The organism is Salinicola peritrichatus (genome assembly GCF_003206715.1).
GTDB lineage: Bacteria > Pseudomonadota > Gammaproteobacteria > Pseudomonadales > Halomonadaceae > Salinicola > Salinicola peritrichatus.
The window spans coordinates 23857-46318 of the sequence record NZ_PZJU01000008.1 but is presented as its reverse complement, the minus strand read 5'-3'; the positions used below and the strand labels follow the sequence as shown (position 1 = coordinate 46318).

The following is a 22462-nucleotide window of genomic DNA, read 5'->3' as shown; positions in this document are numbered from 1 at the left end:
GGAGTTCATTTAGTATCTCGCCTCTCCATCGCCCATGGAGGGCGAATGAGTGACCAAATTTTTCATTGTGTAACGGTTCGGAAACGACTGACGACGGTTGTGCATCTTAATCATCGCCCCCGGATTCGAGCGCCATATGGCTGGCGTCGATGCGCCGCCAGACCGACACGCCCGCCATTACGCGACGACCCCGGCCAAGGCCGGGGTCGCAGAGTGGTCGAGCGGGATCGTCGATAGACGAACCCAGGGCCTAGAAGCGATAGGTCGCCTGCACGCCGAACAGGTTGAGCGAGTTGTCGTATTCGGCCTGATAGGAGTTACCGTTTTCGTCCTGCAGATCGACGTCGGCGCGATCTTCCCAGATGTAGCTGTAGGCGGCATCGATGGTCAGGTCGGGAATCGGTGTCCAGCCTGCGCCGATAGAAACCAGCGTGCGGTCGGCAGACGGCACGCGCACGGTACGCACGCTGTCCTTGATGGGCGACTCGTCATACGCGATGCCGCCACGAAAGACCCATTGCGGATTGGGTTGATAGGAAAGGCCGGCGGAGTACTGCCAGGCGTCCTCGTAATCCTGCTGCTCTTCGACGGGGATGTTCAGGTTGTTATCGACCACGAGCTCGTCGAAGCGACTCCAGCGAATGTACGTCGCTCCCGCCATGACGGTCCAGCGATCGTCGAGCTGATGCGTGACCGAGAAGTCGATGGTTTCCGGCAACGTGATATCGAGCGAGGCATCGCCTCTGGCATTTTGGTCAGGGTAGCCGAAGACATTGTCCGCGTGGATATCACCGTCCAGGGTGTAATCGACCTTGGAGCGGTAGGTCAGCCCCAAGGTAGTCGACTCCACCGGCCGGTAGATCAAGCCGATGTTGTAGCCCCAGGCTTCGTCATCGCCGTCGACGTTTACCGTACCGTCGCCAGCGGCCGAAGGCGCCGTCGGATTAGGTGTCTTGCTCTCGAGTTCGCCATTGATGGTGTTGTAGGTGATGCCGACACCGATGGCGAACTGTTCATTGAAACGATAGGAGAGGGTCGGCTGCGCGGTGATCACTTCGACTTCGCTGTAGTTGCCAAAATAACGTCCCTTGAAATCGTCATTGTAGTCGGTGATCAGCCCGAAAGGAGCGTAAACACCAAGGCCGAAGCTCCAGCGATCATCAAGCGGCTGAACGTAGTAGCCGAAGGGAATCGCCTTGTGCGGGATCATGTCACCGTCTTCACTGCCAGTAGTCTGGGTAAGTCCCGTCATGCCCTGTGGCTGGCTGCCACTCTGGTTGCGAATATCGGAACTGGCATCAATGTAATGGGTGCCCGCAGTCAACTGCGCCCTGTCCAGAAAAGACATTCCCGCCGGGTTGCCGAAAACGATGGTGGCATCCTGGACATTGGATGCCCGTCCCGCCCAGGACGTGCCCTGACCGCTGACGCTCTGTTCCTGCAACTGAAATGCACCCGCCATGGCCTGCCCCGAAGCAGTGGCGCCGATCAGTACGATGGCCAGTGACAAGCGATTGTAGCGATAAGACATGACGGTATCCCCTAGACCCTGAAGGTCGTCCGCGAGGCCCTGGTTATCGAAGGTTCTCGAGCCACGCGGTCGACCGTTACGCTGTTTTTCGATCTCGCTTATCTGCTGAGCGAGCCGACTTTTCGCCTCCCGTTTTGACGCAAGCGGTAATGCGGGTCAATCCGCAAACGGTCGTTTTAATCGGGTTATTGAGATTTCTTTAGTCTTAATACCAAGCGCTATGCGGCTTTGGTAGTAAATCCACCCGGATGCAAGTCGTCACCTTGACCATGGTGTTACACCTAGGTTTTAGACTCGGGTCACTGCCGAGAATCGAGGGGGTATCGATGAAAGTCACCGAGCTTGCCAGAGCCGCAGGCGTTACCGCCGAGACCGTGCGTCACTACACCCGCCAGGGGTTGCTCAATCCGGTCCGCGACCCGGACAACGGCTATCAGCTCTTCGATCAGCGGGATCTGAATCGGCTGCGCTTCATCCAACGGGCGCGAACCCTGGGTTTCAGCCTCAAGGAGATCGCGGACATTCTCGAACATGCCGACCAGGGTGATTCTCCCTGTCCGCTGGTGCGGGATTTGCTGGCGGCCCGCCTGCCCCAGATCCACGCTCGCATCCGCGAACTCCAGGCGCTGGCGGATCGTATGGAGCGAGCGATGAACGACTGGTCACGACTGCCGGATGGCACGCCCGATGGCCACAGCATCTGCCGATTGATCGAGCAGACGCCCGATACTCCCGATGAGTGCTGCGCTCCGGCAAGGAGGAACGCATGAACCGCTACCAATATCGCGTCGATGCCATGCATTGCCAGGGCTGCGTCAAGCGCATGCGCGAAGCCATTCAGGCCGAGGACGCCCAAGCCGAAGTCAGCGGCGAACCGGCCGATCATCGACTTCAAGTCGACAGCACGCTGCCACGGGATCGGATCGCTCAGTTGCTGACCGATGCCGGCTATCCCCCGGCCGCCGAGCACGGGTCCCACGGCTTCACCATCCCTGCGATGAGCTGCCAGGGCTGCGTCAAGCGCATGCGCGAAGGCATTCAGGCCGAGGACGCCTCGGCCGAAGTCAGCGGCGAGCCGGCCGACCATCACCTGCAGATAAACAGCACGCTGCCACGGGATCGGATCGCCCGACTGCTGACCGATGCGGGCTATCCCCCCGCAGACGAGGCGCGTGAGGCCGAGGTGCGTGAGGGCGAGCCCGACCGGACCGACGATACCCAGCCATCCGACGCCGCCGCTCCATCCGATAGCCGGGCGGACGAGCCGACGGAGGCCGGCGAGCTGCAACGGCTATCGATCAGCGGCATGACCTGCGCCGGTTGCGTCAACGCGGTGCAGAAAGCGCTCTCGAAAACCCCCGGCGTCCAGCATGCCCAGGTCAACTTCGCCAGCGAGACGGCCCAGGTCAGCGGCCAGGCCAGCATCGCCGATCTGATCGCGGCGGTCGAGAACGTCGGCTATGGCGCCTCGCCGATCGAGGATCTGCGCGAGGCATCCGCCAAGCGCCAGCAGAACGTCGCCCGGCAGGCCCGGCGCCATGCGATCGAATCGGCGGTCAGCCTGGCGCTGGGCGTACCGATGATGCTGGCGATGTTCGTCCATACGCCGCAGCTCGAGGGCGGCGAACGCTGGATCTGGCTGCTCCTGGGGCTGGCCACGCTGGGCGTGCTGGCTACCGCGGGTCGTCGCTTCTTCGACGGCGCCTGGAAAGCGTTCCGCCATCATCAGGCCAACATGGACACCCTGATCGCCCTGGGCAGTGCCGCCGCCTGGCTCTATTCGATGGCCGTGGTGCTGTTCCCGACGGTGATTCCCGAGGGATCGCGGCATCTCTATTTCGAGGCGTCGTTGATGATCATCGGTCTGATCGGCATCGGCCAGACGCTGGAACTCAAGGCTCGGGGACGTACCAGCCAGGCGCTGTCCCGTCTGCTCGACCTGCAAAGCAAGACGGCCCGAGTGATCCGTGACGGACAAGAGCGCGATATCGAGATCGAGCAGGTTCAGGTGAACGATCGAATCCGGGTGCGCCCGGGCGAACGCCTGCCGGTCGATGGCGACGTCGAGAAGGGAGAGAGCTTCATCGACGAGTCGATGCTCACCGGGGAACCGGAACCGGTACGCAAGGCGGCCGGAGATCGGGTCAGCGCCGGCACCGTCAACGGCAAGGGAACCCTCGTCTATCGCACGAGCCATGTCGGCGACGACACTCGGCTGGGACGCATCGTCGACCAGGTCTCCCGCGCCCAGGAATCACGGCCGCCCATCGGCGCGCTGGCAGACAAGGTCTCGGCGATCTTCGTGCCCAGCGTAATGATCGCCGCTGTCGTCACCGCACTGCTCTGGTTCGACTTCGGCCCGGCGCCGCAGCTGGTGCACATGCTGGTGGCGGCGACCACGGTGCTGATCATCGCCTGCCCCTGCGCCCTGGGCCTGGCGACACCGATCTCGACCATGATCGGCATCGGCAAGGCCGCCGAGTACGGCATTCTGATTCGCGACGGCGAAGCGCTACAGACCGCGAGCCAGTTGACCACCCTGGTGGTCGACAAGACCGGCACCCTGACCGAGGGCAAGCCGCGGGTCACCGACAGCCGCTATTGGCTGGAGCAAACGCGCGTCGATGCCGTGGTGGCCGCCCTGGAGCGCGGCTCGGAGCACCCGCTGGCCGACGCCTTGCTGACGCACGTCGGCGATACGGCGGACGAGGTGGCGATCCGTGATTTCCAGAGCCTGACCGGTCGCGGCGTCAGCGCGGCGCTGGATGACGGCAGCCGGGTGTTTTTGGGCAATGCCGCGCTGATGAAAGAGCACGGCATCGATGTGGCCACTGCCGCGTCCGATGCCGAAAAGTGGCAGGCGCAGGCGAGCAGCGTGATCTACCTCGCCATCGGCGGCGAGCTGGCAGCCCTTTATGGTATTCGCGATGCGTTGAGGGCGGACAGCCGCGCCGCGATCTCGCGGCTGAAGGCCGAGGGTCTGACCGTAGTGATGCTGAGCGGCGACAATCGCGCCACCGCCGAAGCCATCGCCCGGGAAGCAGGCATCGACGAGGTTCGCGCCGAACTGATGCCCGGCGACAAGCAACAGGCCATTGCCGAGCTGCAGCAACGCGGTGAACGTGTCGGCATGGTCGGTGACGGCATCAACGATGCCCCGGCGCTGGCACAGGCCGAGGTCGGTTTCGCCATCGGCCAGGGTACCGATGTCGCCATCGAGAGCGCCGGGATCACCCTGATGCGCAACTCGCTCCACGGCGTCGCCGATGCCATCGCCATCAGCCGCGCCACGCTCGCCAACATCAAGCAGAATCTATGGGGGGCGTTCGGTTACAATGCGCTGGGCATCCCGATCGCCGCGGGTGTGCTCTATCCGGTCACCGGCATGCTACTGTCGCCGATGATCGCCGCCGTAGCCATGTCGCTCTCTTCGGTCACGGTGGTCAGCAATGCCAACCGGCTACGCTTCTTTCGCCCCGAGCGCACGCCGGCAATGACCGGCACGAGCGCGCCCCATGCCATGGAGTCCACATCGTGACGCTGCTACTCAACACCCTGGGCATTGCCGTGGTTCTGTTTATCGTCTGGTGGTTCTGGCTGCGTGGCTAAGAGCCCATTCACAATGTGCTGCGCGTCGGCCAAACATTGTTGAGCCGGAGCGCAGCGGAGATAACAGCCGAAGGCTGGCCCGTAGGGTGAGCGAAGCGAGTCAAACGCTTTCGGGATGCTCATTTACCCCATGTACACTCTGCTCCCTCAATCGTTTTCGCCTTGTTTGTTCCTAGCTCGCGAAATCGTGAACGGGCTCTAAGCGACACTGCAGTTGAACCGCTCACCGGGAGGAGAATGGATGCCGGATAACAGCCAAGCGCCGCCGCTCGGCGGCGTGATCGAAAGCGTGCTCTATACCGACGACAAGGCACGCGCGCGCGAGTTCTTCTGCCGCGTGCTCGGACTGACGCCGCATCTCGAGGACGAGCGTTTCCTCGCCTACCCGACCGGCGACAACATGCTGTTGATATTCCAACGCGGCCAGACCGACGAAACGGTTCATCTGCCGCACGGCATGGGCACGATCCCGCCTCACGACGGCGCCGGTCGCCAGCATCTGGCCTTGGCGATTCCCGCCGACAGCCTGGACGCGTGGGAAACCCATCTGGCCGCCATTAATGTCGAGATCGAAGGCCGCACCCACTGGCCGAAAGGGAGCGTGAGCCTCTACTTCCGCGATCCCGACGACCACCTGCTCGAACTGGTGACGCCGGGATTGTGGCCCAATTATTGAACCGGTTAGCTCTGGCTGACACCGGTATACAACCCCGGACGATGATTGATGGTCAGGATCGCGCCGAGCACCACGGCGCCGATGACCGAGTAGACGACGTTTTCCAGCGGCAGCACGAAGCAGGCCGCCAGCATGATCAGCGTATCCAGCCCCAACTGGACCTTGCCCGCCGGCCAGCCGTGCTTGTCCTGGAGATAGACGGCGAGGATATTGAACCCGCCGAGGCTGCCCCGGTGGCGGAACAGGAACAGCACGCCGAGGCCGATCAGGCTGCCACCGACCAGCGCCGCGAACAGCGGATTCACCTCGCCGATCTCCAGCCAGTCCGGCATCTGCCACGAAAGCCACGAGAGCAGTGCGATGGCGGCAAAGGTCTTGAGGGTGAAAGCGTGGCCGATGCGTCGCCAGGCCAGCCAATAGAACGGCAGGTTGATGACGAAGAACACCGGACCGAAGCTCCAGCCGGTCACGTAGGTGACCAGCAGTGCCATGCCGGCGGTGCTGCCGATCAGGATCTGCGAATGATGATAGAGCGCGAGGCCTAGTGCCGCGCATGCCGAGCCCAGCGCTATGGCGAGCACGTCCTCGTAGGGACGGTGACGGTTGGGGGTATCCATCGGTGTCATCCTGGATGTCATTGTTATGATCCGCCGCCGGGTAGGCAGCGTCATCGAAGTCAGCGCTTGTGGCACCTTCGGCCTTGTCGCGGCAAAGCCAGACAAAAGTCTGAAACTCATTATATCGTCGACTGGCGGCAGCGCGACGGGAGGAAGGCAGGAAATGCGTCGGACGAGGAGCGTTCAGCCAGCGCGAGCGTCGGCCAGTCGCTCGGCGTGTTCGATCATCAGTTGCAGCGACTCGCGCCCCTTCCAGCGATTGCGCGAGAGTTTGAAGGCGCAGCGCACCCGATCGCCGATGGCGATCGGCGCCGGTTCTCCGGGATTGAGCGCGCGGAACCAGATCGCCCGGTTGACCACCGCATCGACGGAGAGCTCGAGCATCAGGTGATTGCCCTCCGCACCCACGGGGCGAAGCTGTTCGACGAAGAATTCGGCCTCGAACAGCGGCGCGTCGAATTCCCGCCCATACGGCGCCAGTGCGTCGAGCTCGTCCAGCGTGGCCATCGCCAACTGCTGCGCGCCGAGCTCACCGTCGGTCCAGACGATCGGAAACAGTTCCCGGCTGCCGAGTTGCTCGCTCACCGCCTGCAGGAAGGCGCCGCGAAAGGTCTCCAGTTCGCCCAGCGGCACGCCGACGCCGGCGGCGCCACGGTGGCCGCCGAAGCGCGGCAGGCTCTGCGGAGCCAGCTCGTGCGCACGCTGCAGGGCGTCGCGCAGATGCAGATCGTCGATCGAGCGCCCGGAGCCGGTGAGCATGTCGGGCGCAGTCGCCGGCGTCAGCACCACGGTCGGCCGCCCGTAGGCCTGCACCAGGCGCGAGGCGACGATGCCCTGCACCCCGGCATGGCCTTCCGGCAGGTGGATCACCAGCGCCGGCCGGTTCTCCGCCAACTGCGGCTGCGCCAGTGTGCGCGCGGTTTCGACCATGTCGGCCTCGAGCGCCTTGCGCGCCTGGTTGTCGTCGTCGAGGATCTGCAACTGACGCCGGGCGACGACGTCATCCGCCGCCAGCATGAAGTGCAGCGCCGCATACGGGTCGTCGAGCCGGGAGCGGGCGTTGATCCTCGGCCCCATCTGGAACGCCAGGGTCTCGGCATCGAACGGCACGCTGTCGGCGCCCAGGCGCTCGGCCATTACCCGCCAGCAGGCGGACTCCATGCGGTTGATCAGACGCAGCCCGTAGGTCACCACGGCGCGATTGGCGGCGCTGGCACCCAGCGACACGCAATCCGCCACCGTGCCCAGGGCCACGTAGGAGAGCCACGGCGACAGCTTGGGCGTCGATGGCGACAGCACGCCCTGCTCGATCAGCACCGAGCGGGTCAACGACATCGTCAGCCAGGCGACCATGCAGCCGGCGATGGTCTTGTCGGGATAGTCGCAGTCGTCGCGGGTCGGGTTGATGGTGGCGTAGGCCGAAGCGGGCGGGCCGTCGAGCGGCAGCGCATGGTGATCGGTGACGATGACGTCGATCCCCGCCGCGCGCAGCCGGGCGATGCGCGGCTCGTCGGAAGAGCCGCAGTCGGCGGTGATCACCAGACTCGGGCGGGGCGTCAGCGCCAGGGTGCGTTCCACCAGCGGCAGGCTGATGCCGTAGCCGTCGTTGATACGGTGACCGATCAGACTGTGCAGCTTCGCGGACGGCACGCCGAACAGTTCGGTCAGCGAGCGCAGTATCACCACGTGAGAGGTGATGCCGTCGACGTCATAGTCGGTGAGGATGCCGATATGTTCGCCCTCGCTGACCGCGCGGGCGATACGCTCGGCGCTCTTGCGGGCATCCCGCAGACGTTCGGGATGGCAGAGATAGCGCAGTGCCGGCTCGGTCAGCGCTTCCAGCGGCCCCTGGTGGCCGTGCAACCGGCCGGCCAGAATACGCGCCTGAAGCTCGCTCAGGCCCGCGGCCAGCGCCCGTCGATAAAGCGCTTCGTCGCGTCGCCGCGGCATGATGCGGCGACGGGCGAAATCGGATGCGCCTGAGACAGCCTGCACCATGGACGACATTAGCGACGATGTTCGGCAACGAAGGCCTGCACCGCTTCGAGTTCCGCCGGCAGCACGCTGTAACGCTCCTCGCGTTCGAGCAGGTCGTCCATGTGGGCCGGCAGCGGCACGCCGGCAAAGCCCGCCTTGACCACCGCTTCGGCGAACTTGGCCGGATGCGCCGTGGCCAGCGTGATCATCGGCGTGACGGCATCGGCCCGCACTCGCTCGGCGGCGCGGTAGCCGGTCGCGGTGTGCGGATCGAGCAGTTCCTTGGTGCGGTGATGGGCGTCGCGGATCACTTCGAGAATGGTCGCGTCGTCGACGCTGTGGCTTGCGAACTTTTCGCGCAGCCTGGCCAGCGGCGCGTCGGCGAGTGCCGCCGGCTCGCGCTGGAAGCGTTCGAGCAGATCGCGCACGGCGGCGCCATCGCGATCGTAGGCGTCGAACAGCAGGCGCTCGAAGTTCGAGGACACCACGATATCCATCGACGGCGCCAGTGTCGCCGCTAGCTCGCGCTTGGAGAAGTCGTTGTCGGCCAGCGTGCGGTGCAGGATGTCGTTGGCGTTGGTGGCGATGATGAACTGCTTCACTGGCAGCCCCATCTTGTAGGCCATGTAACCGGCGAAGACATTGCCGAAGTTGGCCGACGGTACGCAGAAGCTGACCTCGCGGTGCGGCGCGCCGAGCGCCACGCCGGCGGCGACGTAGTAGACGATCTGAGCCATGATGCGCGCCCAGTTGATCGAGTTGACCGCCACCAGCCGCGTGCCATTCAGGAACGCCTGGTTGGCGAAGCTCGCCTTGACCATCGCCTGGGCGTCGTCGAAATTGCCTTCGATGGCGATGTTGAAGACGTTGTCGGCGAGCACCGTGGTCATCTGGCGGCGTTGCACTTCCGATACCCGGTTGTGCGGATGCAGAATGAAAATATCCAGATGATCGCAGTGACGGCAGCCCTCGATCGCCGCCGAGCCGGTATCGCCGGAGGTGGCACCCATGATCACCGCACGTTCGCCACGCTTGGCCAGGAAGTGGTCGAGAATACGGCCCAGCAGTTGCAGCGCGACGTCCTTGAACGCCAGCGTCGGGCCGTGGAACAACTCGAGCAGGAAATGGTTGGCGTCGAGCTGGTTGAGCGGTACCACGGCATCGTGACTGAACGTGGCGTAGGCATCGCGCACCAGCTCGCGGAAGGTCGCGTCGTCGATCTCGCCGCCGACGAACGGCTTCATCACCCGGAAGGCGATCTCGGCGTACGACAGCCCGGCCATCGCGGCCAGTTCATCGTAAGAAAGCTGCGGCACGTCTTCGGGCACGTAGAGCCCGCCGTCGGCGGCCATTCCGGTGAGTACCACTTCCTCGAAACTCAGCGCGGGCGCTTGGCCGCGAGTACTGATATAGCGCATGATCAATTCCTTACCCTGACAGACCGCGGCTGCGCCGCTTGAAGGCGGAAGAACGGCGCTGCGCGCCTGAAGAGAGAAGAAAAACATATACACTTCCCCTTCCTTCTTACCTCTTCCTTCTTATCTCTTCCCTCTTGGTTTATTCCTGCTCATCGAGCGATTCGACGCGAATACGCGTGACGGGCCCGGCGATATCCGCCAGCGACTCCAGTTGGCGGATCGCTTCGTTCATGTGCTGCTCGCGGGTGCGGTGGGTCATCAGGATGATCGGCACCAATTCGCCCTCGGTGGCTTCCTTCTGGATGATCGCCTCGATCGAGATTCCCTGCTCGGAGAGGATCGTCGCCACCCGCGCCAGCACGCCGGGCCGATCGACCGCCAGCAAGCGCAGATAGTAGGCGGTGACGATCTCTTCCATCGGCAGGATCGGCAGCGCGTTGGCCTCGTCGTTGATGCCGCTGAAGGCCAGGTATGGCACCCGATAGTGATGATCGGTGGCGATATCGCGGGCGACATCGAGCAGGTCGGCGACCACTGCCGAGGCGGTCGGCTCGGCACCCGCGCCGGCACCGTAATAGAGCGTCGGACCGACGGCGTCGCCCATCACCGCGATGGCGTTCTTGACGCCGTGCACATTGGCGAGCAGCCGCTCCTTGGGAACCAGCGTGGGGTGCACACGCAGCTCGACGCCATGGTCGCCGCGCCGGGTAATGCCCAGATGCTTGATGGTATAGCCGAGATTGTCGGCCTGTTCGACGTCTTCGGCAGTGATACGCGCGATGCCTTCGGTGTAGGCGCGTTCGAACTGCAGCGGCACGCCGAAGGCGATGGAGGCGAGAATGGTCAACTTGTGGGCGGCGTCGATCCCCTCGACATCGAAGGTCGGATCGGCTTCGGCATAGCCCAATGCCTGGGCCTCGGCGAGCACGTCCTCGAAGGCCCGGCCCTCGTCGCGCATGTGGGTGAGGATGTAGTTGCCGGTGCCGTTGATGATGCCGGCCAGCCATTGAATCCGGTTGGCGCCAAGGCCCTCTCGCAGAGACTTGATCACCGGGATGCCGCCGGCCACTGCTGCCTCGAAAGCAACGATGACGCCTTTCTCGTGCGCGGCGCGGAAGATTTCGTTGCCGTGAACGGCGATCAGCGCCTTGTTGGCGGTGACCACGTGCTTGCCGTTCTCGATCGCGGTCATGACCAGTTCACGCGCGACATCGTAGCCGCCGATCAGCTCGACCAGCACATCGACGTTGGGGTTACGCGCGACCTCGAAGATGTCGCTGGTCATCTGGATCCCGGAGGTGTCGCAGTCGGGGTTGTCGCGACGGGCACCGATCTGCTCGATGGCGATCGGACGACCGGCGCGACGCGCGATCTCGTCGGCGTTGCGCGTCAGGACGTTGAAGGTGCCACCGCCCACGGTGCCCAAGCCGCAGATACCCACTCTCACCGGATCCAAGATGTCGCTCCCCTGTGTTCTATGGACGTTTCGATAGACGCCCGTATGCGCTGACCAACCGCCCTCCGGCGCGCATGAAGCGCTGTGAAGGGCGGTCACGGTAGAAAGCCCTGAGGCCGCTGTCAAGCCGGACCGAAGCATCCCGCAGCCGAGCCAGCTGGGGCTCGGACGCGGTCAGAATCTGTTTACGATCTAGCGAGCTAGAGCCAAACGAGGCGAAAACACTTGAGGAAAGGACCGGGCTCGCGTACGAGTTTACATGGGGTTAAATGAGCATTCCGAAAGTATTTGACTCGCTTCGCTCGCCCTACGGGCCAGCCTACGGCTGTTGTCTCCGCTGCGCTTCGGCTCAATGTTTGGCCGACGCGTAGCAGATCGTAGATAGGTTCTCAGCCTTCGCTGCCGTCCGCGCCCGTATCGATTCCCAGCATGGCCGCCAGCCGGTCGGCGGGCAGGTAGCCGGGCACCATCTTGCCGTCCGGGAAGATGATCGCCGGCGTGCCCTGAATGCCGGATTCGACGCCGAGGCGATACTGCTGGGCAATCGGTGCATCGCAGGCCGGGGTATCCAGCGAGTCGCCACGGAAGGCGGCGCTCATCGCCTCGGAGCGATTGTCGGCGCACCATACCCGGGTCAGCTGCCGTGCCGCCTCGGAGTTCGGCCCCATGCGCGGAAAGGCCAGGTAGTCGACCTCAATGCCCAAGTCATTGAGCTGGGACATTTCCGCATGCAACTTGTGGCAGTAAGGACAGGTCGTATCGGTGAACACGGTAAGCCTGGCCTTGACCTGGCCTGCCGGCTTGTAGACCACGCGCTGATCACTCGGCACGGCGTCGACCAGCGCCTTGCGCCGCTTATTGGCCGCCTGCTCGGTCAGGTTGACCATGCCGTCATCGGCATTCTGATAGAGATCGCCAACGATCAGATACTTGCCCTCGGCATCCGAATAGAGCGTGTTGCCACCGCGTAGACGCACCTCAAAGAGCCCCGGCACCGGCGAGTCGTCGATCGACTCGATCGGCAACGGCTGGCCGCCGTGGGCATTGAGCTTGTCGGCCAGGTCGGCCGGCGGCTCGGCGAAGGCAGCGGGTGCCAGAGCGGATAGGAAAGAAAGGCCCACCAGGGCGAGTGCGGACGGCAACGAACGACTTCTCATCTTCAACCTCTTGGATGGTGTTGGGCGTGCAGCGCTTCCAGGCGCGCCTGGGCCACGTGCGTATAGATCTGCGTGGTCGAAAGATCGCTGTGACCGAGCAGTAACTGTACGACACGCAGATTGGCACCATGATTCAACAGATGCGTCGCAAAAGCGTGGCGCAGCGTATGCGGCGACAGCGGCTTGTCGATGGCGGCGAGCTGCGCGTAGTGCTTGATACGGTGCCAGAAGGTCTGACGCGTCATGAAACCATCGTTGCGGCCGGGAAACAGCGGTGGCTGGCGGATGTCCCGCATCAACTCGCTGCGCCCCTGACGCAGATAGCGCTCGAGCCATGCCAGCGCCTCCTCGCCCAGCGGCACCAGGCGCTCCTTGTCGCCCTTGCCGCGCACCAGTACCACGCCTTGGCGCAAATTGACCGTGGCGAGCGTCAGACCGACCAGTTCCGAGACGCGTAGTCCGCAAGCGTAGAGCACTTCGAGCATGGCGCGATCGCGCAGGCCCAGCGCGCTCTCCACGTCGGGAGCCGCCAACAGGCGTTCGACCTCCCGCTCGTCGAGGGTCGAGGGCAGCCCGGGCCGCACGCGCGGTGGCTGGATCTCCGCCAGCGGATCGTGGCCGATCAGGCTTTCGGCCAGTGCCCAACGGTAGAAGCGGCGAAGGCAGGAGAGCAGCCGCGCGATCGAGCGGGCGTGATAGCGTTCGCGCCGCGCTTCGATGAACTCGATCAGGGTCGTCTCGCCCGGCGACAGCAGGCGCTGCCCCTGGACGTCGAGATAGGCGATCCAGGCCGACAGGTCGTGACGATAGGCACTCAGCGTATGCTCGCTGACCCCGCGCTCCAACCACAGCGCATCGAGAAAGGCATCACGCTGGTCGTGGTCGTTCATGGCGTCCATTTCCAGCCTTTGGATCGACAGCTTTCCATCCACCCATCATAACGCGGAAACCCCGCGAGCCGAACGGCCCGCGGGGTTTCCCGTGCAGACTGACCGAGCGTCTCCTGTTCCCTCTGGCAAACAGGAAAACGCGTCGGATCAGGCCAGCTTTTCCTTGATACGGGCAGACTTACCGCTGCGCTCGCGGAGGTAGTAAAGCTTGGCCTGACGAACGTCACCGCGACGCTTGACTTCGATGCCGGCAACCAGCGGGCTGTAGGTCTGGAAGGTACGCTCGACGCCGACACCGTGAGAGATCTTGCGCACGGTGAAAGCGGAGTTCAGGCCGCGGCTGCGCTTGCCGATGACCACGCCTTCGAAGGCCTGCAAACGCTCGCGGTTGCCTTCGACGACCTTGACCTGGACGACCACGGTGTCGCCGGGGGCGAACGCCGGGATTTCCTTGTTCATCTGCTCGCTTTCGAGCGCCTGGATCACCTTGTTCTTGCTGCTCATGTCTTGCTCCTCATTGGGGTTGTCCGTGTCGGGACATTCCGTGATCCCGGCGCTGGTCTCAGTGAACCGGCGCGGAATCGGACTGGTGAGTGACGCATGCCGACGACCTATCCATTCGAGGATTCATACTCGAAGATCGACCGTCTCATGCACCGCCGTCGCCGGAAGACTCGCTTCTCGCGACGTGTTCGTCGATGAATTCATCCAGCAGCATCCGCTGCTCGCGATCCAACGTTCGGCTCTCCAACAGATCCGGACGCCTGAGCCAGGTGCGTCCGAGCGATTGCTTCAGGCGCCAGCGACGAATCGCTGCGTGGTTGCCGCTCAGCAGTACCTCCGGCACCCGATGACCGTCGATCACCTCGGGGCGGGTGTAGTGCGGGCAGTCGAGCAGGCCGTCGGCAAAAGAGTCCTCGCTGGCCGAATCCCGGTGCCCCAGCACGCCCGGAACCTCCCGGGCCAAGGCGTCGATCATTACCATCGCCGGCAGTTCGCCGCCGCTCAGCACGTAGTCGCCGATCGACCACTCTTCGTCGATATCGGCCTCGACCACGCGCTCGTCGATGCCTTCATAACGCCCGGCAACCACGATCAGGCCATCGCGAGATGCCAGCTCCCGCGCCCCGGCCTGATCGAGGCGACGCCCCTGGGGCGAGAGATAGATCACCGTGGGGCGATGCCCCGAAGCCTCGGCGCCGGCCCGCGCTTCGCGCAATGCGCAGCGCAGCGTATCGACCTTCATCAGCATGCCGGGGCCGCCGCCGTAGGGGCGATCATCGACCGTGCGATGTCTGTCCGTGGCGTAGTCCCGAGGATTCCAGAAGGCCATTTCGAGCAAGCCTCGCTCCACGGCGCGTCCGGTGACGCCATGCCGGGTAATGGCCTCGAACATCTCCGGGAACAGGGAGACGACACCAATCCACACGGTACGCTTCTCCTCCCCTGCCGGCGGTCGTTCGCCTTGCCACTCGATGTACCGGGTCGCGAGCCGCTCGGCTTAGAATTCTCGGCTCAGAACTCTCGGTTCAGAACTCTGGGTCCCAGTCGACCGTCATGCGTCCATCGTCCAGATCGATCTCGACGATGACATCGTCGGGAAGAAACGGCAGCAGCCGTTCCCGGTCATCGAAACTGCCCTCGCCGGGCTTGACCACCATGACATCGTTGGCGCCGGTCTCGAACAGATAGTCGACACGCCCCAGCTTGACGCCGTCGCGGGTCACCACTTCGAGTCCTTCCAACTGATGCCAGTAGTATTCGCCGCTATCCAGTTCGGGTAGCGCCGTCTTTTCCATCAACACCTCGGCGCCGGCCCACTGCTCGGCCAGCTCGCGCGTGTCGATACCTTCCAGTCGTACCACCAGACTCTTGCCCTGCGGGCGAGCGTCGAGCAGACGCCGTGTTTCGAGCTGTCCGCGCCTCGATAGCACCCAGTGCGGGTAGTCGAAGATGCCCTCGATCGGACTGGTGTACGAATAGACCTTGAGCCAACCTTTCACGCCGTGCGGGCTGGTCAGACGCCCCAGCACCACATGTTGCGTCTCGCCGTCATTGACGCTGTCACGAGCCGCGTCGGACATGACGATCGAACTCAGGCCTGGGCCTTGCGTGCTTCTTTGACCAGCTCGGCCACGCGGTCGGAAACCTGCGCACCCTGGGACTGCCAGTGAGCGACGCGGTCCAGATTGACGCGCAGACGCTCTTCCTGACCACGGGCGATCGGGTTGAAGAAGCCGACGCGCTCGATGAAGCGGCCATCGCGGGAAACGCGAGAGTCGCTGACGGTCAGGTGATAGAAGGGACGCTTCTTGGCGCCACCACGTGCCAGACGAATGGTAACCATTGCGCTGATAATCCTTCGGTTAAGTTAATCTTTACGCCACGGAATCGTGTCTTCCCGGGCGCACGCCCGAGACGAAGACGCAGCATTCTACGGAAAACACCGTGTCTTGGAAACCTTTTGTTGCCGCCATACGGGTAAATCAGCGCCGCGGAAAACCGCCGCCACCCATTCCCCCCATGCCGCCGGGACCACCCGGGCCACCGCCGCCCATCATGCCGGACATGCCACGCATCATCTTCTGCATGCCGCCCTTCTGGCCGGCCTTCTTCATCATTTTCTGCATCTGCTTGTGCTGCTTGAGCAGCCGGTTGAGATCCGGCACCTGTAGCCCGGCCCCGGCCGCGATGCGGCGCTTGCGCGAACCGTTGATGATCTCGGGCTTGCGGCGCTCCTTCGGCGTCATCGAGTTGATCAACGCCTCGAGCTTGCCGAACTCCTGCTCGGCGCCCTTGTTCTGGGCCAGCTCGGCCATCTGCCCCATGCCCGGCAGCTTGGACATCAGGCCGCCCATACCGCCCATCTTCTTGAGCTGCTGGAGCTGGTCGCGGAAGTCCTCGAGGTCGAAGCCCTGGCCTTTCTTGACCTTCTTGGCCAGTTTTTCGGCCTTGCTCTTGTCGACGTTGCGTTCGGCTTCCTCGATCAGCGACAGCACGTCGCCCATACCCAGGATGCGCGAGGCGACGCGATCCGGGTGGAACGGTTCGAGGGCGTCGACCTTCTCGCCCATGCCCATGAACTTGATCGGCTTGCCGGTGATGTGGCGCACCGACAGCGCGGCACCGCCACGCGCATCGCCGTCGGCCTTGGTCAGGATGACCCCGGTCAGCGGCAGCGCATCGTGGAACGCCTTGGCGGTGTTGGCGGCGTCCTGGCCGGTCATGGCATCGACGACGAACAGCGTCTCCTGGGGTTGAATCGCTCGATGCAGCGCCTGGATCTCCGCCATCATCGCCTCGTCCACCGCCAGCCGTCCGGCGGTATCGACGATCACCACGTCGTGGAACTGGATCCTGGCGTGCTTGATCGCCGCCTCGGCGATCGCCACCGGCTGCTCGGCGCTGGTGGAGGGGAAGAAGTCGACCTCGACCTCACGCGCCAGCGTCTCCAACTGATCGATCGCCGCCGGGCGATAGACGTCGGCCGAAACCACCAGCACCTTCTTGTTTTCGCGCTCGCGCAGGTAGCGCGCCAGCTTGGCCACGGAGGTGGTCTTGCCCGCCCCCTGCAGGCCGGCCATCAGCACGACCGCCGGACTTCCCCTGAGCGTCAGCGCCTCGTTGGCCTGGCCCATGATCGATTCCAGCTCCTGCTGGACGATCTTGACGAACTGCTGACCCGGCGAGAGGCTCTTCGAGACCTCCTGGCCCACGGCGCGCTCGCGCACGCGATCGACGAACTCCTTGACCACCGGCAGCGCGACGTCGGCTTCCAGCAAGGCACGCCGGACCTCGCGCAGGGTGTCCTTGATGTTGTCCTCGGTCAGACGCGCCTGGCCAGTAATCGACTTGAGCGTCTGCGACAGGCGATTGGAGAGACTTTCGAACATGGAACGCTCCAGGCGGCGATGCCGGGCGCCACTAAATCGTCAACGAGACGGGGTCGGTAGCGAGATCGCGGCGCCGCAAAAAGAATGTGGGCGGGTATTATACGCATGCAAGCGCTCAGGCTCCATGCGCCCGTGGCCGGTCTCCATTTATGGTAGTTGGGTATCGCGGCGGCGATTGGGTATAGTGGCACCGTCCATCGCGACCGCCCCGGTCGCGCAACGAGGTTGAATCATCGATGCCGGCGCTTCCTTTCGCCCTTGTCGCTATCGTCTGCTATCTCGCCGCCGGACTCTGGCAAAGCCTGAGCCTGGCCCGGCGTGTCGCCGAGCGCCCGACCTGGGTGCGCGGCATCGGGCTGATTGCTTTGATCTGCCATAGCGTGATCGTCGGATTCACGATCATGGGGCCACATGGCCTGCATTTGGGTTTGACCCAGAGCGCGGCCCTGGTCGGCTGGCTGGTGGTGGCGCTGCTGCTGGTGGTCAGCCTGTTCAAGCCGGTGCTCAACGCCGGGGTTTGCGTCTTCCCGCTGGCCGCGGTGACTATCGTCGGCGTCATCGGCATGCCGAGCACGATGACCGAATCCGGCGTATCGCCCGGTCTCTATTTCCATATCCTGAGTTCGATCGCCGCGTTCTCGTTCTTCGCCATCGCCGCCGTCCAGGCCGTCCTGCTGGCGTTTCAACACCAGGCACTCAAACGGCGTCATACGATCGGCATCGTTCAGGTCCTGCCACCGCTGACACGCATGGAACAGCTGCTGTTCGAACTGATCTGGTGCGGCATGCTGCTGCTGACCGTTGCCATCGTCAGCGGCTTCGTCTTCGTCGACAACCTGTTCGCCCAGCATCTGGCCCATAAGACCATCCTGTCGCTACTGGCCTGGCTGATCTTCGCCGGGCTGCTGGCGGGCCACCACTACCTCGGCTGGCGCGGCCCCAAGGCGGTGCGCTGGACGCTGGTCGGCGTGGGCGTGCTGGTGCTGGCGTTCTTCGGCACCAAGTTCGTGCTCGAATATATCTTCCATTATAACGCTTGATGGCGATCGGGCCCGGCATCGCGATGGCCGGCGATGGATTTCGGCTTTGACAGTTTCCCGCCGAGCCCCTACAACAAGCTGACAACCGCATCGAGGAACCATCCGTCTTGAATGACGACATTCCCCTGGGCCTGCTGCTGGGCCTGCTCTTCATTCTGGTCTGCCTGTCGGCGTTCTTCTCCAGCTCCGAAACCGGCATGATGTCGATCAACCGCTACCGGTTGAACCACCAGGCCAACAGTGGCGTGCGCGCGGCCAAGCGGGTGGCCGAACTGCTCGAACGCCCGGACCGCCTGCTCGGCGTGATCCTGATCGGCAACAACCTGGTCAACAATCTTGCCGCTTCCATCGCCACCATCGTCGCCATCCATTTCTTCGGTGACGTTTCGGGGCCGGCGATCGCCACCCTGGCACTCACTGTCGTGGTACTGATCTTCGGCGAGGTGACGCCCAAGACCTATGCCGCGATCAAGCCCGATCGCATCGCCATGCCCGCCTCGCTGGTGCTGGCGCCATTGTTGAAACTGTTTTACCCGTTGGTATGGCTGGTCAACGTCATCTCCAACACGCTGCTGCGCCTGCTCGGCGTACGCAACCTGAATGCCGGCAAGGACAACCTGACCCGCGACGAGCTGCGCAGCGTGGTGCATGAAGCGGGCCCGCTGATTCCCAGCCGCCACCAGGCCATGTTGCTGTCGATCCTCGACCTGGAGAATGTCACGGTCAACGACATCATGGTGCCGCGCCACGAGATCGTCGGTCTCGATCTCGATGACGACCTGGAGACCCTGCTGGCCCAGATCCGGCAGAGCCAGCACAATCGGCTGCCGATCTACAAAGGCGACATCAACAACATCATCGGCATCCTGCACCTGCGCAACGCCTCGCGCTTTCTGACCAAGCCGGACCTCAACAAGGCGGCGATCGTCCAGGAAGCCCGCGAGCCCTATTTCATTCCCGAGTCGACGCCGCTGCATACCCAACTGCTCAACTTTCAGCAGCAGAAGCGGCGTATCGGCGTGGTGGTGGATGAATATGGCGACGTCCAGGGGCTGGCGACGCTGGAAGATATTCTCGAGGAGATCGTTGGCGAGTTCACTACCGATGTCGCAGGGACCTATCGCGACATCCATCCGCAGACCGATGGCGGCTACGTGATCGAGGGCACCGCCAATATCCGCGAGCTCAACAAGGCGCTCGGCTGGCAACTGCCCACCAATGGACCGAAGACGCTCAACGGCTTGATTCTCGAGCATCTCGAGGCGTTTCCGGACGCCCCGGCCTGCCTGCAGATCGGCGGCACGCGCCTGGAGATCCTGGAAATCAAGGACAACCTGATCACTTCCGCGCGCTGCTGGCAGCAGAACGTCAGGCGGCGCACCGCCGACTAATGCGTTAACGCTATGCGCCACGAGCCGCGAAGAGTATTGATAAGCCTAGGGAGCCTTTGATTAACGTCATGAGCGCAGGCAAGACAAGGCGCAACGACCGTAGGGAGTAACAGCCGAAGGCTGGCCCGAAGGGTGAGCGTAGCGAATCAAAATTAACGAAACAGCGGAGTTTACGGGGTGTAAATGAGCATGTTGAGTTGATTTTTAACGCCGTATTGCCCAGCGGAATAGTTAATCAGAGGTTTCCTAGATCGGGCCGCCAAGCCGTCTGTCCAGGCTTTTGTCGGCCGCGCGCTTGAGACCGCGCACCCGTCGCTCCAGGGTTCTGCGCGGCGAATAACCCGCCGGGATCGGCTCTCCGAAGACCAGCAGCACGCGTGCACGCAGTCGGCGCGGCCATTTGGTCAGCGCCTTGCCATCCTTGTTGGAGGTCCAGGAACCCCATAAACCAGCCAACGCCGCCGGCACCACCGGAACCGGATCCCGTGCCAGCACCAGGTCCAGGCCACGCCGAAAAGCCTGCACTTCGCCATCCGGCGTCAACCGGCCTTCGGGGAAGATCATCACCACTTCACCGTTGCGCAATGCCCGGCTGACCTCTTCCAGCGCCCGGCGCACACCGCCCGGATCGCGACGGTCGGAGTCCACCGGGATCGCGCCGGCAATGCGGAAGAACCAATTGAGCCAGGGCGTTTCGTAGATCGGGCGATCCATCAGGAAACGTAGCGGCCGCGGACAGGCCCCGCCCAGCACCAGCGCATCCATGAAGCTGACGTGGTTGCATACCACCAACGCCGGGCCGGTGGCCGGGATGTGCTGACGCCCGCGACAGCGCAGGCGATAGAGCAGGCGGATCAGCACGAAGATCGCCAGGCGCAGCACCGATCGGGGATTACGCATCAGCACGCCGATTCCCACCAGCAGCGCCAGCCCGCCGAGGCAGTAGAACAGCACGCTGATCGACAGTCCCAGTACGCTCAGCACGACGATGCCGAAGCCCGCCGCCAGAATCATGAACAGCGCATTGAGTATGTTGTTGGCGGCGATCATCCGCGCCCGGCGATCCTCGCGGCTGGCCAACTGCATCAAGGTATAAAGCGGCACGCTGTAGAGCCCACCGCCCAATCCGACCAGCGCCAGCAGCGTGCTCATGCGCCAGAACTCGGTCAGTGCCAACAGCTCACCCAGCCGTAGCGGCTGCTCGGCGGAGATCGACTGCGCCGCCAGCTCGATGCCGGAGACACCGATCACCAATGCCCCGATCGGCACTAGCCCCAGTTCCAGGCGCCCGGCGGAAAGCCGCGCGCAGAGCAGCGCCCCCAGCCCGACGCCGAGCGCGAAGGCACCGAGGAGGAAACTCACCGCGCCCTCGCTGCCGTGGACCACGTCGCGCACCCAGGCCGGCAGTTGGGTCAGATAGCAGGCTCCCAGGAACCAGAAGAAACTGATTCCCACCAGGGCCAGACGCAAGCGGCGCTCGCGCAGGCCGTCGCGCATGATCCGTAACGTTCCCGCGAAGGGACGCCAGGTGACGCGACCGGCGGCACTCGGCGGCGCCGCCGGGATGCCGAGGCTCGCGATCACCCCCGCCAGCGAGATCAGGATCAGCGAAACGGCAATGGCGCCGCGACCCAGCGCGCCTTCGAGCGACGCCAGCACCCCGGCCAGCAGCGTACCCAGCAGAATCGAGACGAAGGTACCCAGATTGACCCAGGCATTTCCCTTCACCAGCTCGGTGGCCGCCAGATGCTGCGGCAGAATCGCGTACTTCACCGGCCCGAACAGCGCCGACTGCGTGCCCATCATGAACAGCAATGCCAGCAGCAGGCCGAAGAGTTCGAACCACACGGCAATCGCTGCGGCGATCATGGTCACGAGTTCGAGCAGTTTGAGCCGACGCACCAGGCGCTGCTTGTCGAGGTGATCGGCCAGGGTGCCGCCCCAGGCGGAAAAGAGAAAGAACGGCAGGATGAAAAGCCCCGCCGCCAAGTTGTTGAGCAATCCCGTATCCCAGCCATAACGCGGCACGGCAACGAAGGTCAGCAATAGCAGCAGGACGTTCTTGAACAGATTGTCGTTGAACGCGCCCAGCGCCTGGGTCCAGAAGAACGGCGCGAAACGACGCTGCGTCAGGAATCCCCCGATCACGTGGCTTCCGGTAGATGGCGAAGACCGTTCAGTGTCGTCATGAGCAGTTGATCGAGTAGCTCGCCGACTTCCATCGGCTGGCCCTGCCAATAACCGAGACGGTCGTTGAGGCCAAGCTGGACCAGCCCGTGCACGCTGCCCCACAGCGTCCGCGCCATGCGCCTGGCGCCGGCATCGTCGAGAGCGGGCTGATGGCGTTTGAGGGCGGCCTCGACGCGCAGGAACAGCGCTTCGATGATGTGACTCTGACGCTCGTCGAGCTCGCCCTCCTCGGCCAGCGGATACTCGAACAGCATCTGCCAGCGGTAGGGCTCATGGCGCGCGAACTGCCAGTAGGCGGTGGCCAGCGCCCGGAGCTGAGGCTCGGGTTCCGCGTCGCCCAGATCGGCGACGGCGGCCCCCATGCGATCGAGCGTTTCGATATTGACGTACTGCAGCAGGTTGCTGAAGCTGCCATACAGCTTGAGCAAGGTGCTTGGCGCGCAACCCACGTCACGCGCGAGAGATCGCAACGACAGCGTGTGCACGGGGTTGTCGCGCAACCAGGCATCACAGGCCGCCATGACCTGGGCATGGAGTGCTTCGGGAGCGTGCTGACGCGGTCGAGCCATCGAATTCCTCGCTCGGCATGATGTTGAGTCGCTGCCGATCTCCGTAAA

Annotated in this window: 19 protein-coding genes; 5 read left to right on the top strand and 14 right to left on the bottom strand. The window is 63.9% G+C overall.

The window, feature by feature from the left end; translation table 11 throughout:
- Positions 1–250: 250 nt before the first annotated feature.
- On the bottom strand, positions 251–1531 hold the full coding sequence (locus DOM57_RS03955; protein WP_110647937.1) for an OmpP1/FadL family transporter: 1281 nt from the start codon (positions 1529–1531) through the stop codon (positions 251–253).
- 326 nt (positions 1532–1857) lie between these two features.
- Between DOM57_RS03955 and DOM57_RS03950 the strand changes: the two genes are divergently transcribed.
- The 3 genes from DOM57_RS03950 to DOM57_RS03940 all read left to right on the top strand — a co-directional run bounded on the left by DOM57_RS03950 (position 1858) and on the right by DOM57_RS03940 (position 5816).
- On the top strand, positions 1858–2301 hold the full coding sequence (locus tag DOM57_RS03950; protein ID WP_110647936.1) for a MerR family transcriptional regulator: 444 nt from the start codon (positions 1858–1860) through the stop codon (positions 2299–2301).
- The gene (locus tag DOM57_RS03945; RefSeq protein ID WP_338056458.1) at positions 2298–5069 is read left to right on the top strand and encodes a heavy metal translocating P-type ATPase; all 2772 of its coding nucleotides are present in this window, start codon (positions 2298–2300) and stop codon (positions 5067–5069) included. The genes DOM57_RS03950 and DOM57_RS03945 overlap by 4 nt, the downstream gene beginning before the upstream one ends.
- A gap of 312 nt (positions 5070–5381) precedes the next feature.
- On the top strand, positions 5382–5816 hold the full coding sequence (locus DOM57_RS03940; protein ID WP_110647935.1) for a VOC family protein: 435 nt from the start codon (positions 5382–5384) through the stop codon (positions 5814–5816).
- A 5-nt stretch (positions 5817–5821) separates the two neighbouring features.
- On the opposite strand, the gene DOM57_RS03935 is transcribed toward DOM57_RS03940, so the two are convergent.
- The 11 genes from DOM57_RS03935 to ffh all read right to left on the bottom strand — a co-directional run bounded on the left by DOM57_RS03935 (position 5822) and on the right by ffh (position 17224).
- Positions 5822–6433: a YitT family protein gene (locus tag DOM57_RS03935; protein ID WP_338056457.1), complete on the bottom strand. Its 612-nt coding sequence runs from the start codon at positions 6431–6433 to the stop codon at positions 5822–5824.
- Positions 6434–6616: 183 nt separating this feature from the next.
- Complete coding sequence (locus DOM57_RS03930; protein ID WP_239496109.1) at positions 6617–8383, bottom strand: single-stranded-DNA-specific exonuclease RecJ; 1767 nt, start codon at positions 8381–8383, stop codon at positions 6617–6619.
- Positions 8384–8439: 56 nt separating this feature from the next.
- On the bottom strand, positions 8440–9828 hold the full coding sequence (gene thrC / locus DOM57_RS03925) for a threonine synthase (protein WP_110647933.1): 1389 nt from the start codon (positions 9826–9828) through the stop codon (positions 8440–8442).
- 139 nt (positions 9829–9967) lie between these two features.
- The gene (locus DOM57_RS03920; RefSeq protein WP_110647932.1) at positions 9968–11284 is read right to left on the bottom strand and encodes a homoserine dehydrogenase; all 1317 of its coding nucleotides are present in this window, start codon (positions 11282–11284) and stop codon (positions 9968–9970) included.
- 389 nt (positions 11285–11673) lie between these two features.
- On the bottom strand, positions 11674–12441 hold the full coding sequence (locus tag DOM57_RS03915; protein ID WP_110647931.1) for a DsbC family protein: 768 nt from the start codon (positions 12439–12441) through the stop codon (positions 11674–11676).
- Between the two features lie 2 nt (positions 12442–12443).
- Positions 12444–13331: a site-specific tyrosine recombinase XerD gene (xerD, locus tag DOM57_RS03910; protein WP_110648164.1), complete on the bottom strand. Its 888-nt coding sequence runs from the start codon at positions 13329–13331 to the stop codon at positions 12444–12446.
- Between the two features lie 147 nt (positions 13332–13478).
- Positions 13479–13835, bottom strand: a complete 357-nt coding sequence (gene rplS / locus DOM57_RS03905) for a 50S ribosomal protein L19 (RefSeq protein ID WP_110647930.1) — start codon at positions 13833–13835, stop codon at positions 13479–13481.
- Between the two features lie 145 nt (positions 13836–13980).
- Positions 13981–14760 (bottom strand): tRNA (guanosine(37)-N1)-methyltransferase TrmD, encoded by a 780-nt coding sequence (trmD, locus tag DOM57_RS03900; protein ID WP_110647929.1) that lies wholly within the window; start codon positions 14758–14760, stop codon positions 13981–13983.
- A gap of 100 nt (positions 14761–14860) precedes the next feature.
- Positions 14861–15415, bottom strand: coding sequence for a ribosome maturation factor RimM (rimM, locus tag DOM57_RS03895; protein ID WP_110647928.1), 555 nt, complete (start codon positions 15413–15415; stop codon positions 14861–14863).
- 11 nt (positions 15416–15426) lie between these two features.
- A complete protein-coding gene (gene rpsP / locus DOM57_RS03890) occupies positions 15427–15678 on the bottom strand; it encodes a 30S ribosomal protein S16 (RefSeq protein WP_110647927.1) in 252 nt (83 codons plus the stop codon).
- A 139-nt stretch (positions 15679–15817) separates the two neighbouring features.
- Positions 15818–17224, bottom strand: a complete 1407-nt coding sequence (gene ffh, locus DOM57_RS03885; protein ID WP_110647926.1) for a signal recognition particle protein — start codon at positions 17222–17224, stop codon at positions 15818–15820.
- 236 nt (positions 17225–17460) lie between these two features.
- Here ffh and DOM57_RS03880 point away from each other — a divergent pair, with 236 nt between their 5' ends.
- Both DOM57_RS03880 and DOM57_RS03875 read left to right on the top strand, forming a co-directional pair.
- On the top strand, positions 17461–18264 hold the full coding sequence (locus DOM57_RS03880; protein WP_110647925.1) for a cytochrome C assembly family protein: 804 nt from the start codon (positions 17461–17463) through the stop codon (positions 18262–18264).
- Positions 18265–18371: 107 nt separating this feature from the next.
- Entirely contained in the window at positions 18372–19655 is a 1284-nt protein-coding gene (locus tag DOM57_RS03875) for an HlyC/CorC family transporter (protein WP_110647924.1), read from the top strand.
- A gap of 246 nt (positions 19656–19901) precedes the next feature.
- Here the strand turns inward: DOM57_RS03875 and DOM57_RS03870 are convergent, their stop codons facing one another.
- Complete coding sequence (locus tag DOM57_RS03870; protein ID WP_110647923.1) at positions 19902–21803, bottom strand: MFS transporter; 1902 nt, start codon at positions 21801–21803, stop codon at positions 19902–19904.
- Positions 21800–22414 carry a TetR/AcrR family transcriptional regulator gene (locus DOM57_RS03865; protein ID WP_110647922.1) on the bottom strand — a complete coding sequence of 205 codons (615 nt, stop codon included), beginning with the start codon at positions 22412–22414 and terminating at the stop codon, positions 21800–21802. Before DOM57_RS03865 ends, DOM57_RS03870 begins: the two co-directional genes overlap by 4 nt.
- Between the last annotated feature and the right edge of the window lie 48 nt (positions 22415–22462).

What these genes read in the sequence shown, in the direction of transcription:
- DOM57_RS03955 (WP_110647937.1), bottom strand. Translation starts at nt 1,531, where the DNA reads ATGTCTTATCGCTACAATCGCTTGTCACTGGCCATCGTACTGATCGGC.
- DOM57_RS03950 (WP_110647936.1), top strand. Translation starts at nt 1,858, where the DNA reads ATGAAAGTCACCGAGCTTGCCAGAGCCGCAGGCGTTACCGCCGAGACC.
- DOM57_RS03945 (WP_338056458.1), top strand. Translation starts at nt 2,298, where the DNA reads ATGAACCGCTACCAATATCGCGTCGATGCCATGCATTGCCAGGGCTGC.
- DOM57_RS03940 (WP_110647935.1), top strand. Translation starts at nt 5,382, where the DNA reads ATGCCGGATAACAGCCAAGCGCCGCCGCTCGGCGGCGTGATCGAAAGC.
- DOM57_RS03935 (WP_338056457.1), bottom strand. Translation starts at nt 6,433, where the DNA reads ATGGATACCCCCAACCGTCACCGTCCCTACGAGGACGTGCTCGCCATA.
- DOM57_RS03930 (WP_239496109.1), bottom strand. Translation starts at nt 8,383, where the DNA reads ATGCCGCGGCGACGCGACGAAGCGCTTTATCGACGGGCGCTGGCCGCG.
- thrC (WP_110647933.1), bottom strand. Translation starts at nt 9,828, where the DNA reads ATGCGCTATATCAGTACTCGCGGCCAAGCGCCCGCGCTGAGTTTCGAG.
- DOM57_RS03915 (WP_110647931.1), bottom strand. Translation starts at nt 12,441, where the DNA reads ATGAGAAGTCGTTCGTTGCCGTCCGCACTCGCCCTGGTGGGCCTTTCT.
- xerD (WP_110648164.1), bottom strand. Translation starts at nt 13,331, where the DNA reads ATGAACGACCACGACCAGCGTGATGCCTTTCTCGATGCGCTGTGGTTG.
- rplS (WP_110647930.1), bottom strand. Translation starts at nt 13,835, where the DNA reads ATGAGCAGCAAGAACAAGGTGATCCAGGCGCTCGAAAGCGAGCAGATG.
- rimM (WP_110647928.1), bottom strand. Translation starts at nt 15,415, where the DNA reads ATGTCCGACGCGGCTCGTGACAGCGTCAATGACGGCGAGACGCAACAT.
- rpsP (WP_110647927.1), bottom strand. Translation starts at nt 15,678, where the DNA reads ATGGTTACCATTCGTCTGGCACGTGGTGGCGCCAAGAAGCGTCCCTTC.
- ffh (WP_110647926.1), bottom strand. Translation starts at nt 17,224, where the DNA reads ATGTTCGAAAGTCTCTCCAATCGCCTGTCGCAGACGCTCAAGTCGATT.
- DOM57_RS03880 (WP_110647925.1), top strand. Translation starts at nt 17,461, where the DNA reads ATGCCGGCGCTTCCTTTCGCCCTTGTCGCTATCGTCTGCTATCTCGCC.
- DOM57_RS03865 (WP_110647922.1), bottom strand. Translation starts at nt 22,414, where the DNA reads ATGGCTCGACCGCGTCAGCACGCTCCCGAAGCACTCCATGCCCAGGTC.